General features: G+C 60.6%; 13 protein-coding genes. 6 read left to right on the top strand and 7 right to left on the bottom strand.

What is annotated here, in order from left to right:
• Positions 1-55: 55 nt before the first annotated feature.
• From F1735_RS04210 to F1735_RS04180, 7 genes are all read right to left on the bottom strand, one after another.
• Positions 56-835 (bottom strand): peptidylprolyl isomerase, encoded by a 780-nt coding sequence (locus F1735_RS04210; RefSeq protein ID WP_167235765.1) that lies wholly within the window; start codon positions 833-835, stop codon positions 56-58.
• A gap of 114 nt (positions 836-949) precedes the next feature.
• Positions 950-1,729 carry a peptidylprolyl isomerase gene (locus F1735_RS04205; protein ID WP_167221877.1) on the bottom strand — a complete coding sequence of 260 codons (780 nt, stop codon included), beginning with the start codon at positions 1,727-1,729 and terminating at the stop codon, positions 950-952.
• A gap of 108 nt (positions 1,730-1,837) precedes the next feature.
• Positions 1,838-2,113, bottom strand: coding sequence for a BolA family protein (locus F1735_RS04200; RefSeq protein WP_167235764.1), 276 nt, complete (start codon positions 2,111-2,113; stop codon positions 1,838-1,840).
• Complete coding sequence (locus F1735_RS04195; protein ID WP_167235763.1) at positions 2,110-2,745, bottom strand: septation protein A; 636 nt, start codon at positions 2,743-2,745, stop codon at positions 2,110-2,112. Before F1735_RS04195 ends, F1735_RS04200 begins: the two co-directional genes overlap by 4 nt.
• Positions 2,746-2,760: 15 nt before the next feature.
• Positions 2,761-3,156, bottom strand: coding sequence for a peptide-methionine (R)-S-oxide reductase MsrB (msrB, locus tag F1735_RS04190; RefSeq protein ID WP_167235762.1), 396 nt, complete (start codon positions 3,154-3,156; stop codon positions 2,761-2,763).
• Positions 3,157-3,167: 11 nt separating this feature from the next.
• Entirely contained in the window at positions 3,168-4,730 is a 1,563-nt protein-coding gene (locus F1735_RS04185; protein WP_167235761.1) for a protein adenylyltransferase SelO, read from the bottom strand.
• A gap of 63 nt (positions 4,731-4,793) precedes the next feature.
• On the bottom strand, positions 4,794-5,531 hold the full coding sequence (locus F1735_RS04180; RefSeq protein WP_167235760.1) for a hypothetical protein: 738 nt from the start codon (positions 5,529-5,531) through the stop codon (positions 4,794-4,796).
• Between the two features lie 262 nt (positions 5,532-5,793).
• On the opposite strand from F1735_RS04180, the gene F1735_RS04175 reads away from it, so the two are divergent.
• The 6 genes from F1735_RS04175 to F1735_RS04150 all read left to right on the top strand — a co-directional run bounded on the left by F1735_RS04175 (position 5,794) and on the right by F1735_RS04150 (position 12,730).
• A complete protein-coding gene (locus tag F1735_RS04175) occupies positions 5,794-7,446 on the top strand; it encodes a 3-(methylthio)propionyl-CoA ligase (RefSeq protein ID WP_167235759.1) in 1,653 nt (550 codons plus the stop codon).
• A 195-nt stretch (positions 7,447-7,641) separates the two neighbouring features.
• The gene (locus tag F1735_RS04170; RefSeq protein WP_167235758.1) at positions 7,642-8,880 is read left to right on the top strand and encodes a branched-chain amino acid ABC transporter substrate-binding protein; all 1,239 of its coding nucleotides are present in this window, start codon (positions 7,642-7,644) and stop codon (positions 8,878-8,880) included.
• A 169-nt stretch (positions 8,881-9,049) separates the two neighbouring features.
• On the top strand, positions 9,050-9,994 hold the full coding sequence (locus F1735_RS04165; protein ID WP_167235757.1) for a branched-chain amino acid ABC transporter permease: 945 nt from the start codon (positions 9,050-9,052) through the stop codon (positions 9,992-9,994).
• Entirely contained in the window at positions 9,991-11,268 is a 1,278-nt protein-coding gene (locus F1735_RS04160; RefSeq protein WP_167235756.1) for a branched-chain amino acid ABC transporter permease, read from the top strand. The genes F1735_RS04165 and F1735_RS04160 overlap by 4 nt, the downstream gene beginning before the upstream one ends.
• Entirely contained in the window at positions 11,265-12,029 is a 765-nt protein-coding gene (locus F1735_RS04155; protein ID WP_167235755.1) for an ABC transporter ATP-binding protein, read from the top strand. Before F1735_RS04160 ends, F1735_RS04155 begins: the two co-directional genes overlap by 4 nt.
• Positions 12,026-12,730, top strand: a complete 705-nt coding sequence (locus tag F1735_RS04150; protein ID WP_187364150.1) for an ABC transporter ATP-binding protein — start codon at positions 12,026-12,028, stop codon at positions 12,728-12,730. Before F1735_RS04155 ends, F1735_RS04150 begins: the two co-directional genes overlap by 4 nt.
• Positions 12,731-12,861 lie beyond the last annotated feature (131 nt).

The following is a 12,861-nucleotide window of genomic DNA, read 5'->3' as shown; positions in this document are numbered from 1 at the left end:
GGCGTAAAAAAAGCGCATCGGACGATGCGCTTTTTTCAGAGAGGCAGACCAGGAATTACTTGATCGACGCCTTCTTCATCAACTCTTCGCGGAACGCTTGCAGCTTGCGCTGTTGCAGCTGTTCGGCGATTTGCTGTTTGACTTCTTCCATCGGCGGAATCTTGGCCGTACGGGTGTCTTCCAGCTTGATGATGTGGTAACCGAACTGCGACTTGACCGGGGTGTCGGTGATGGCGCCTTTTTGCAGGGCAACCATTGCTTTCGAGAACTCAGGCACGTAACCAGCCGGGCTGGCCCAATCCAGATCGCCACCGTTGGCGGCCGAGCCGTCTTTCGACGAGGCCTTGGCCAGGTCTTCGAACTTGCTGCCGGATTTCAGCTTGGCGATGATGGCCTTGGCTTCTTCTTCGGTCGGCACCAAGATGTGCTTGGCGTGGTATTCCTTGTCGCCCATCGTGGCTTTGAACTTGTCGTACTCGGCCTTGATTTCGGCATCCTTGACCGGGTTCTTTTTCACGTAGTCAGCCAGCATCGCGTTGATGATGATGCTCTGACGGGCGTTTTCGAGCGCGGACTTGACTTCAGGACGGATGCCGAAGCCTTGCTTGTCGGCTTCCTGGATCATGACTTCACGGCCGATCAGGTCTTTCTTGATGGCTTCGCGCAGTTGCGGGGAATCGGTTTGCTTGCCTTGGGCAACGACTTGCTTGACGACTTGGTCTACCTTGGCGGCAGGAATGCCTTTACCGTTGACGGTAGCAATATTTTGCGCGAACGCAGGCGCGGCGGCGAGCGCGAGCAGGGCTAACAACAGGCGGGCAGGCTTCAACATCATTATCTTGGATCCTTTATCAATACAAAAGTAAGCGGCTGGACGGGATCATACCGCCAATCGGTCCAGCGAGCCGGCGCACGCGTGCGCCGCGGCAATCATGCGCCGTGCACCGGTCTATTTGACCGACGCTTTCTTGACCATGTCATCCTGATAGGCTTGCAGCTTCTTCTGCTGCAGCGAATCGGCGATCTGCGGCTTGACTTCGTCGAACGCCGGCAGTTTGGCGGCACGGGTGTCGTCGAGCTTGATGACGTGGAAACCGGCTGGCGTTTGCACCGGGTTGTCGCCGACCTGGCCATTTTTCAGGCTGACGAAGGCGTCGCTGAATTCTTTCGGGAACGACGATGGCAATGCCCAGTCGAGGTCGCCGCCATTGTTGGCGGTGCCGCTGTCCTTGGAGGTCTTGGCCAGGTCTTCGAACTTGGCGCCGCCCTTGAGCTTGGCGATGATGGCCTTGGCGTCGGCTTCGTTCTCGGCCAGGATATGGCGGACATGGTATTCCTTGTCGCCGGCCTGCGACTTGTAGCGATCGTATTCGGCCTTGATGTCGGCGTCGCTGACGGCGTTCTTGCTCACGAAGTCACGCACCAGGGCGTTGATGACGATGGTCTGGCGTGCGCTCTCGAGCTGCTGCTTGACGGTGGCGTCTTTCTCGAAACCCTTCTTGACGGCTTCTTGCATCATCACTTCGCGGGCGATCAGGTCTTTCTTGACCATTTCGCGCAGCTGTGGGGAATCGGGCTGCTGGCCTTGGGCGACAACTTGCTTGACGACTGCATCGACGCGGGCCGAAGGAATGGGCTTGCCGTTGACAACAGCAACGTTCTGCGCAAAGGCAGGCATGGCGGCAACGGCGATCAGTGCTAACAGCAAGCGGGCTGGCTTAAAGGTCATTATTCGTTCCTGTTCGGGGATGGTTACTTGGACAAAGATCAGATTAGTTTTTTTACTTTACGTTCAATTGTCGGACAGATTTCTTAAGGCGCTCTGAAAGCGCACGGTTCACAGCTCGGACGGCGCCAGCGCGGTGATGGCCAGTGCGTGTATTTCATTGTGCATCATATCGTGCACGGAATCATACACGAGTCGATGTCGCATGACGAGCCTGAGCCCCTCGAAACGCGCTGAAACGATCTTCAGGCGGAAGTGGCTGCCTCCGGAAGCGGCCCCGGCGTGGCCTGCATGCAAGGCCGATTCGTCGGTCAGCTCGAGCACGCTCGGCGCCAGCGCGGCGCTCAGTTGCGCGCGGATGCGCTCGGGACGGCTTGACTGGTTCATGCTTGTTCCTCCGCTTCAATGTACTTCGACAGCATCAGGGTCTGGACGATGATGAACACGAACAGCAGGCCATTCATGCCGAACAGCTTGAAGCTGACCCAGGCGCTGGTATTACCTTCGAAAATCACAAACGCGGCAAGCAGATTGATCGCCCCGAGTGCAAAGAACAGCACCATCCATGACAGGCCGACGTTTTTCCACACCGGCTCGGGCAGCTTGATCTGCACTTCCATCGCCTCTCTCATCAGGTTCTTGCCGAAGCCGTATTGCGCCACGCACATGGCCAGCGCAAAGACCCAGTAGATGATGGTCGGCTTCCACTTGATAAACGCATCGTCGTGGAAATAGATGGTCAGCCCGCCGAAGAAGGTAATGATAAAGAACGAGACCCACAGCATGGCGTCGATCTTGCGGCCGCGTACTTTGAGATACACCAGCTGCAAGGTGGTGGCAACGATCGCGACCACCGTGGCGATCATGATCGGCGCCTGGTCCGGCTTGATGCTCCCACCTGAGACGAATCCTGCCAAAAACTTGGTGGCAAGGGCGAACGAGGCCTGCTCGTAGATCTCGGCCAGTTTAAAGACGGCGAAGAACAGCAGGATGGGGAAAAAGTCGAACAGAAATTTCATATTGTTATTCGTGGATCAGGTTGGGTCGAAGCGCAGCGACGCGGAATTGATGCAATAACGTAATCCGGTCGGCGGTGGGCCGTCCGGAAACACGTGGCCGAGATGCGCGTCACAGACCGCGCAAATAATCTCGGTGCGCAGCATACCATGCGTACGGTCGGTTTTTTCGATCACATTGGCCGGGTCGAGCGCGGTGAAGTAGCTCGGCCAGCCGCAGCCGGAATCGAATTTGGCGTCGGAGGCGAACAGCGGCGTCTCGCAGCATACGCAGGTGTAGATGCCGTGCTCGTGGTGGTCCCAGAATTTGCCGGTGAAGGCGCGTTCGGTGGCCGCGTGGCGCGTGACCTCGTATTCCATCGGATCGAGCATGGCACGCCATTCGGCGTCGGTTTTGGTGACTTTATTGGACATGATGATTGCTTTCAGGAAGAACAGCTCACTGCCAGGTGGCTCGCCCAGTCGGGCGGCAACGCGCAATAGCGATCGTTATGGGGTTGTTCGTCGAATGGATGCTCCAGCACGGCCAGCAGCCGCGCCACTTCGGAAAAATCCTTGTCCTGCGCTTTTTCGATGGCCGCCTGGGCCAGGTAATTGCGCAATACATACTTTGGGTTGACCTTGTCCATTGCAAGCTTGCGTTCGGAGTCGACCCGGTTTTCCAGGCGCAGGCGGGCGCGGTAGCGCACCGCCCAGGCGTCGAAATCGTCGCGCCGGAACATGTCGCGCAGCGGCGCATCCTGGTCCGGCGCGTCCAGGCGCAGCGTGCCGAGCTTGCGGAAGAACAGGGTGAAGTCGGCGTGATTGGCGTGCATCAAGCTGAACATGGCATCGAACAGTTGCGCATCATCATCTTGCGCGGTCGCCAGGCCCAGCTTGGCGCGCAGCAGTTCGTCGATCTTGCCGGCAAAGGCGGGTTGGTACACCGCCAGCGCCTCCTCGGCTTCTTCCACGCTGCCGATCAGCGGCAGCAGCGCCTGCGCCAGCGCGTAGCAATTCCAGTGGCCTACCTGCGGCTGGTTGGCGTAGGAATAGCGTCCCTGCTGGTCGGTGTGGTTGCAGATGTGTTCGGAGTCGAAGGCGTCCATGAAGCCGAACGGGCCGTAGTCGAGCGTCAGGCCGAGGATCGACATATTGTCGGTGTTCATGACACCATGCATGAAGCCAACCGCTTGCCAGTGCGCAATCATGTGCGCGGTGCGGCGGGTGACTTCTTTCAGCAGGGCCTGGTAGGGATTGGGCGCGCCGGCCAGTTCCGGGTAAAACGTGGCGATCACGTAATCGGCCAGGATGCGCAGTTCCTCGGGTTTGTCGCGCGAGGACCAGTGCTCGAAGGAGCCGAAGCGCACGAAGCTGGGCGCCATGCGGGTGACCACGGCGGCGCTTTCGACCGTTTCGCGCAGGATGCCCTGGTCGGAACCGGTGACCACCAGCGCGCGGGTGGTGGGGATGCCGAGCGCGGCCATTGCCTCGGAACACAGGAATTCGCGGATCGACGAGCGCAGCACGGCGCGTCCATCGCCCATGCGCGAGTAGGGGGTTTTGCCGGCACCCTTGAGTTGCAGTTCCATCGGACCGTGCGGACCGGCGAGCTGGCCGAGCAGGATGGCGCGGCCGTCGCCGAGCTGGCCGGCCCAGACCCCGAACTGGTGGCCGGAATAGACGGCGGCGAGCGGCTTGGCGCGCGCCGGGACGTGGTTGCCGGTGAAGGTGGCGACGAAGTCGTCTTGCTCAAGCAAGGCCGGGTCGAGGCCCGCCAGGGCGGCGGCGCGCGCGCTGGCGGCCACAAAGTAGGGCGCCGGCAGCGGCGTGGGCATCAGCCGGGTGTAGAAAGCGGGAGGCAATCCGGCAAACGAATTGTCCAGCGGCAAGTCATCGACGTTAATAGCGGATCCAGTCGCGGTAAGGGGTGAAAACAATAGCGGAATTCTACCGTACCGGCTGTTTTTTGGCCGGTGATGCACGCTATCATCGCCATCAATGAACATTGCCAAGCATCCAGACGGCAGTGGCGCCAGCTTTCCCTCGACCGGGCTTGCGGCCAGCCACGATCATTCAAGTTCCGCCGCCAGGGAAACTGCGCTGATCGCGGAATTGATCTTTCCCCCGCCTTGCCCGGCGTGCTGGTCAGGCGCGTACGTGACCTTGTAAAGCGTTCCGCCATTGACCCAGAGTACTTCCTCGAGTCGTCGGCCCTGATCGTCGGTCAGCACAAGAGAGATGGCCGGTTTGCCAGCCACGGTCGTATTGAGCGCTGCTTGATTCATGTAAAACATGCCACCGGACGCGGCCAGGTCCATTTCGGATACGCGCCAGTAGCCGCTGCCGTCGATATGGAAGTAGCGCTCGATGCCGGTCCATTTGCCATCGATGATCGTGCCCTGGGGCGTCGCGCCGATAAGCTTGCCGCTGCGCACGGCGACAGCATGGAAGCCTAACTTCAGGCCTCCCACGCTGTTGACGACGATGGGAGTGGCCGGGATCGGCTTTCCAGACTTGACTGTCTCGACAAACGCGGCCGCTTCCGCAGCAGTCGACTGGCGCCCTCTTATCACCGCCAGCTCGTTCATGAACTTGCGTACCCGTTCGGGCGACTTCTTGACAGTGCTGAAGCCGTCTTCCGCCTTGATCATGGCGCTGCGCTGCATCTGATGCAACTGCCCGGGCGGTGGCGGAAGCGGCATCTTATCGGGCGCGACCAGCAGCACGCGGTCGGCGCCGCCTTGGGGACCTTGCGCGAACGCACTCGTACAAGCCAAGGTAAGGGCGGCAACAATTATCTTTTTCATGATTCATCCCGTTTTTGTGGGTCGAGGATTGTATTTCGGCTGAGAAGGCAACAACCGCTTCGGCATCGGGCGGGCTGTAACGTGCCGACAAGTGTCGCGCCTGATCGTAATGCCGATCAACGTACCACAGGTCGCCTGACCACTGGACCATCCGGTCTGGATGCGCTGCACCATCGAAAATGATTGACTGTTTTAGCACGGTCGTACGAAACTAAGTCAACGGTTGCCGCAGCGCAGCCGCAATGTCATGACAGGAGTATTGATGAGGCCTTACCCGATGAGCCCACTGATGGGGCAAATGATGGACCAGCCATTGCTCATCTCCAGCATTATCGCATTCGCGGCAAGGCACTACGGCAGCACCGAAATCGTTTCGCGCCGGGTCGAAGGCGATCTCCACCGCTACACCTACAGCGACTGCCACCGGCGCGCGCGCCAGATGGCCAATGCGCTGACCGGCCTGGGCGTCCAGCTCGGCGACCGGGTCGCCACCCTGGCCTGGAACGGCTACCGCCACATGGAACTGTATTACGCGGTGTCCGGATCGGGCGCCGTGCTGCATACGGTCAACCCGCGCCTGCACCCGGAACAGATCGCCTACATCGCCAACCACGCCGAAGACCAGTACCTGTTTTTCGACCTGAGCTTCCTGCCGCTGATCGAGGCCGTGGCCGCCCACTGCAAGACGGTAAAAGCGTTCATCCTGATGGCCGGGCGCGAGCACATGCCGGCCGAGACCAAGATCCCCCAGTTGCTGTGCTACGAAGACTTGATTTCGAGCAGCTCGGCCGACTACACCTGGCCGCTGTTCGACGAAAACTCGGCCGCTTCGCTGTGCTACACGTCCGGCACCACGGGCAACCCCAAGGGGGCCTTGTACTCCCATCGTTCGACCGTGCTGCACGCGTATGGTTCCGCGATGCCGAATGCGCTCAACGTGTCGTCGGCCGATACCGTGCTGCCAGTGGTGCCGATGTTCCACGTCAACGCCTGGGGCTTGCCGTATTCGGTACTGCTGTCGGGCGCGAAGATGGTCTATCCGGGCGCGGCGCTGGACGGCAAGTCGCTGTACGAGCTGTTCGAAGCTGAAAAGGTCACGTTCTCGGCCGGCGTGCCGACCGTCTGGCTGGGCCTGATTAACCATGCGCTCCAGAATCAGCTGCAGTTCAGCACGTTGCGGCGCACGGTCATCGGCGGCTCGGCCTGTCCGCCGGCGATGATGGATACCTTGATCGACAAGTTCAATGTCGAGGTCATCCACGCCTGGGGCATGACCGAAATGTCGCCGCTGGGCACCGCCGGCGGCTTGCAGACCCGCCATTTGAGCTTGCCGAAAGATGCCCAGCGCAAGATCTTGCAAAAGCAGGGGCATGCGATTTACGGCGTGGACATGAAAATCGTCGACGACGCCGGTACGCAATTGCCGTGGGATGGCAGTACTTATGGCCATTTGCTGGTCAAAGGCCCGTGGATCATCAAGAGCTACTTCAAAAACGAGGGCGGCGACGTGCTCCAGGATGGCTGGTTTCCAACCGGCGACGTGGCCACCATCGACGCCGACGGCTACATGCAGATTACCGACCGCAGCAAGGATGTGATCAAGTCCGGCGGCGAGTGGATCGGCACGATCGACCTGGAAAATATCGCCATGTCGCATCCGGCGGTGCTGCAGGCGGCCTGCATCGGCATCGCGCACCCGAAATGGGATGAACGTCCGCTGTTATTGGTGGTCAAACGTCCAGGGATGGATGTGACGCGGGACGAGATGCTCGCTTTCTTTGGTGGCAAGATCGCCAAATTCTGGATGCCGGACGATGTGCTGTTCATCGAGGCGCTGCCGATGGGGGCGACCGGCAAGATCCAAAAGAACAAGCTGCGCGAACAGTTCAAGGCGCATCAGTTGCCGGTGGTTTGAGGCGCTTCAACGATAACAACGCTGACCTAAGATTCGTCGCCCCCGCCGAGGGCCGCCTTGGCGCGGGGGCGACGGTCTGGCGGCCGGTGGGCGTAATACGATTAACACCTAACAAGCGGTATTCAGCATCAGGATGGGCAGCACTCGCTGCAAGGGCATCAGACCCGCATAGACAATAGAGAAGGATGGAGACGCATGATCAAGACTATTCGCCCGTTGACACTGGCTGTTTCGTTTGCATTGCTGTCGGCTGCGGCCCAGGCCGAAACCGTGAAGATCGCCTACATCGACCCTCTGTCGGGGCCTTTTGCGCCGGTCGGGCAGAACCAGCTAAAAAGCTTCCAGTTGATCGCCGACATGGCCACCCAGCAAAAATGGGCCGGCGAGCATCAACTCGAGGTGGTCGGCTTCGACAACAAAGGCAGCCCCCAGGAATCGCTCACCCTGCTCAAAACCGTCATCGACCAGGGCTACCGCTACATCACCCAGGGCAGCGGCTCGGGCGTCGGCCTGGCCCTGCTCGACGCCATCAACAAGCATAACGAGCGCAATCCGGGCAAGGAAGTCGTCTACCTCAACTACGCGGCCATCGATCCGGACATGACCAACAGCAAATGCAGCTTCTGGCACTTTCGCTTCGACGCCAATTCCGACATGAAAATGGAGGCGCTGACCTCCTACATGGCGCCCAATAAAGACATCAAGAGCGTCTACATCATCGGCCAGAACTATGCCTTCGGCCAGGCCGTCAGCCGCGCCGCCAAGCAATACCTGAAACGCAAGCGGCCGGACATCAAGATCGCCGGCGACGACCTGCACCCGATCGCCCAGGTCAAGGATTTCTCGCCGTACATCGCCAAGATCAAGGCGTCCGGGGCCGATACCGTCATTACCGGCAACTGGGGCGCCGACCTGGCCCTCTTGATCCGCGCTGCCAAAGATGCCGATCTCAAGGCCAGTTTCTACACCTACTACGGCGTCACCACGGGCGTGCCGACCGCCATGGGGGCGGCCGGCGCCGACCGCGTCAAGATCGTCGGCAACTGGATGGTCAACAACGACAAGTTCACCGGCAAGGACATCGTCGAAGCGTTCAAGAAGAAATACAACGACGATTACTACGCCGCCCAGACCCACAGCGGCATCGGCATGCTGGCCCAGGCCATCAAGGCCGCCAAAACCACCGATCCCGTCAAAGTGGCGTTCGCCCTGGAAGGCGCCAAGTTCAACAGCGTCAATGGCGAAGTCCTCATGAACAAGGTCGATCACCAGTTGCAGCAGCCGCTGTACATCGGCACCTGGACCAAGACCAACGGCAAGGACATCAAGTACGATCAGGAAAATACCGGCTACGGCTGGAGAATGGACAAGAAGATCGACGCCTACCTGGCGAACCAGCCGACTTCCTGCCAGATGAAGCGGCCCGGGGCCTAAGCAGCGCCCTGGCTGCGGGATGCGCCGCCCGGCCACCAGCCGGCGGCGCTTTCCCGGCAAGACTGCAGGGTGGACGGGTCCGGTTCCGGTAGTTGCGGCGCGCGTGTCCACCACCTTCGCGTTTCCGACCACGGTGGAGCCCGCATGCCCACCCAAGCCGATCACACCTATGGAATTTACACTGTTCACCCTGCTGAACGGGATCAGTTACGGACTGTTGCTGTTCATGCTCTCGTCCGGACTGACCCTCATCTTCAGCATGATGGGCGTGCTCAACTTTGCGCACGCCAGTTTCTACATGCTCGGCGCCTACATCGCCTATACCATCAGCAGCGTACTCGGATTCTGGCCGGCGCTGGTGCTTGCGCCCGTCGCGGTCGGCCTGATCGGCGCGCTGGTCGAGCGCTACGGCCTGCGCCCGCTGCATAAATTCGGGCATATTCCTGAACTGTTGTTTACCTTCGGCCTGTCCTTCCTGGTGGTCGAGCTGGTCCAGCTGATCTGGGGCAGGGCGGCGGTGCCGTATCCCATCCCCAAGGAACTCGACGGCCCGCTGTTCACCCTGTTTTCGACCAGTTTCCCGATGTACCGCGGCTTCATGATGCTCGTTGCGCTGTCGATGCTGGCCGGTATTTACCTGGTCCTCACGCGCACCCGGGTCGGGCTGGTGATCCAGGCGGCGCTGACCCATCCAGACGCGGTCGAGGCGCTTGGCCACAACGTGCCGCGCATCTTCATGTGGGTGTTCGGCGGCGGTTGCGCGCTGGCTGGCTTGGCTGGCGTGATCGGTGGCAACGCATTCGTGACCGAACCGGGCATGGCGGCCACGGTCGGCAGCATCATCTTCGTGGTGGTCGTGGTCGGCGGCATGGGCTCCCTGGCCGGGGCGTTCTATGCCTCGATCCTGATTGGCGTGCTGCAAACGTTTGCCGTGGCGCTCGATTATTCGCTGATGAGCCTGTTCAACGGCCTCGGCGCCAACATCACTGCGGACACGCCCGGCTACGAGGTGCTCAAGCTGACCATCTCGCAAAGTGCTGCCATCCTGCCGTTCCTGCTGCTGGTATTGATCCTGATTTTCCGCCCAAAAGGCTTGATGGGGACGCGCGAATGAGACTGACCTACACCCCACCGAACCTGGGCCGCTATCTCGTCTGGGGCGGCTTTGCGCTGCTGCTGGCGCTGGCGCCGCTGATCTTTTCCAAGGGCGCGGCGCTGTCGATCCTGTCCCAGATCGGCACGGTCATGATTTTCGGCCTGTCCTACAACATGCTGCTGGGGCAAGGCGGCATGCTGTCGTTCGGCCACGCCGTCTATTCCGGCCTGGGCGCCTTCTTTGCCATCCATGCCATGAACAGCAGCGGCATCGGCGCGCTGCTGCCGACCTCGCTCATTCCACTGGTGGGCGGCGTGGCCGGCATGGCCTTCGGCGTGCTGTTCGGCTACGTGACGACCAAGAAATCCGGCACCACCTTCGCCATGATTACCCTGGGCCTGGTGGAACTGGTGTTTGCCTGCTCGCTGATGTTTCCGGGCTTTTTTGGCGGCGAAGGCGGCATCACCACCAACCGCGTGCGCGGCCAGGCCTTCCTGGGCCTGACCTACGGGCCGCAGGTGCAGGTGTACTACCTCATTGCCGCATGGCTGTTCGTCAGCACGGTCGCCATGTTCGCCTTCACGCAAACGCCGCTCGGGCGCATGGCCAACGCCGTGCGCGACAATCCGGAACGGGTCGAATTCATCGGCTACGACACCCAGTGGGTGCGCTACCTGACCCTGATCCTGTCCGCTTTTTTCGCCGGCATCTCGGGTGGGCTGTCGGCGATCAACTTCGAGATCGTCAGCGCCGAGAACGTCAGCGCCATCCGCTCGGGCAGCATCTTGCTGTTCGTATTCATCGGCGGGATTGGATTCTTCTTCGCCCCCTTGCTCGGCACCATCGTCGGCGTGTTTTTTTCGGTGATGTTGTCGGACTTCACGCCGGCCTGGCAACTGTACCTGGGCTTGTTCTTCATCTTGCTGGTGCGCTACGCTCCGGCTGGACTGTCGAGCCTGATTTTGATGTTGCTGCGGGTGGCCGGCGCACGCAAGTTCGGGCGTCTCTGGAAGCCCTTGCTGGCGGTGAGCGCCTGCGCGCTGGTCGGGCTGGTGGGCATGGTGATGGGTATCGAAATGCTGTATCACTTGACCCTGGACGCGGCCAACGGCAGCGTCATGACCCGGTTCGGGCAGGCGATCGACACCAGAACGGCCATGCCGTGGCTGGTGGCCGGCGCGTTCCTGCTGGCAGGCATTGTTGGCTACCGGCGCTTCCAGCCGGGATATGACGCAGTCTGGAGTGATGTGAATGCAGAAATCGTGGCCCAGCAGCGCGGAGGTGTCGCATGACAACGGCCGCACTTGAATTGAAAGACGTGCGCAAGAGTTTTGGCCGTTCCGAGATTATCCGGGGCGCCAACCTGACCGTGCAAAAAGGCGAGCGCTGCGCCGTGATCGGGCCGAACGGGGCGGGTAAATCGACCTTGTTCAACCTGGTATCGGGCCGTTTTCCGATCAGCTCGGGCGATATCCGCCTCAACGGGAACAGCATCAGCGGCTTGCGGCCGTTTGAAATCAACCGCCTGGGATTATCACGCAGCTTCCAGATCAGTAATCTGTTCGACAAGCTGTCGGTGTATGACAACCTGCGCTGCGCGGTATTATGGTCGCTCGGGTATCGATACTCGTTCTGGCAGCGCCTGAACGGGCTGCGCGACGCCCATGAGCGCGCGGAACAGGTGCTGGAGCAGATCGGCATGCAGCGCCAGCGCAAGGTGCTGGCCGGGGTGCTGACCTATGCCGAACAGCGCGCACTGGAAATCGGCATCACCATCGCCGGCGGGGCCGATGTGATTTTGCTCGACGAGCCGACCGCCGGCATGAGCCGTTCGGAGTCCGACGCGGCGGTCGAGTTGATCCGCAAGGTCACGGTCGGGAAATCGCTGGTGATGGTGGAGCACGATATGAGCGTGGTGTTCGGGCTGGCCGATAAAATCGCGGTGCTGGTGTATGGCGAAGTCATTGCCTGCGATACGCCGGCCAATATCCGCTCGAATGCGGCGGTGCAGGCGGCCTACCTGGGACACGAAGGCAGCGAGGAAGCCGCATGAGCGCCATTCTGGAGATTAAGAACCTGCACGCGTTTTATGGCAAGGGCCATATTTTGCACGGCGTCGATCTGCGGATCGGCAAAGGCGAGATCGTTTCCCTGCTGGGGAGAAATGGCGTGGGGCGCTCCACCCTGGTCAAGGCGGTAATGGGCCAGGTCAATGCGACCGGCTCGGTGCTGTTCAAGGGCGAGGAAGTATTAGGCTTGAAGGCGTTCCAGATTGCGCATAAAGGGCTGGCGTATGTGCCGGAAAATCGCGATATTTTCCCGACCTTGACGGTGGAGCAGAACCTGATTCTGGGGCAGAAGAAGACCGGTGTGGTGGGACGCTGGTCGCTGGAGGATATGTACAAGATGTTCCCGCGCTTGCTGGAACGGCGCACCGTGGCGGCCGGTTTTTTGTCGGGCGGGGAGCAGCAGATGCTCACCTTGTGCCGGAGTTTGATGGGCGATCCGGACCTGATCATGATCGATGAACCGACCGAGGGCCTGGCGCCGAAGATTGTGGCGCTGGTGGCCGAGTATTTGCTGGCGCTGAAAGAAAAGGGGATGTCGGTGCTGCTGGTGGAGCAAAAACTGGCCATTGCGCTGGAGATTTCGCAGCGGGTGTATGTGATGGGGCATGGCGCGATTGTGTTCGAGGGGACGCCGCAGGCGTTGAAGGCGGATGCGGGGGTGAGGAAGGAATGGTTGGAGGTGTAGGTGGATTGACGAAATTGGGTTCCCGCCTGCGCGGGAACGACGGATTTAAGGGTGGTGGACAAAACATACCTCCGTCCATACCTCCGTCGTTCCCGCGAAGGGCTTGGCGCCCCCACGGCAACCCAACTTTG

It is taken from the genome of Massilia genomosp. 1, assembly GCF_011682185.1.
Lineage (GTDB): Bacteria > Pseudomonadota > Gammaproteobacteria > Burkholderiales > Burkholderiaceae_D > Telluria_A > Telluria_A rubra.
Note: the sequence above shows the minus strand (reverse complement) of the source record. Positions and strands in the feature narration are given on the sequence as shown.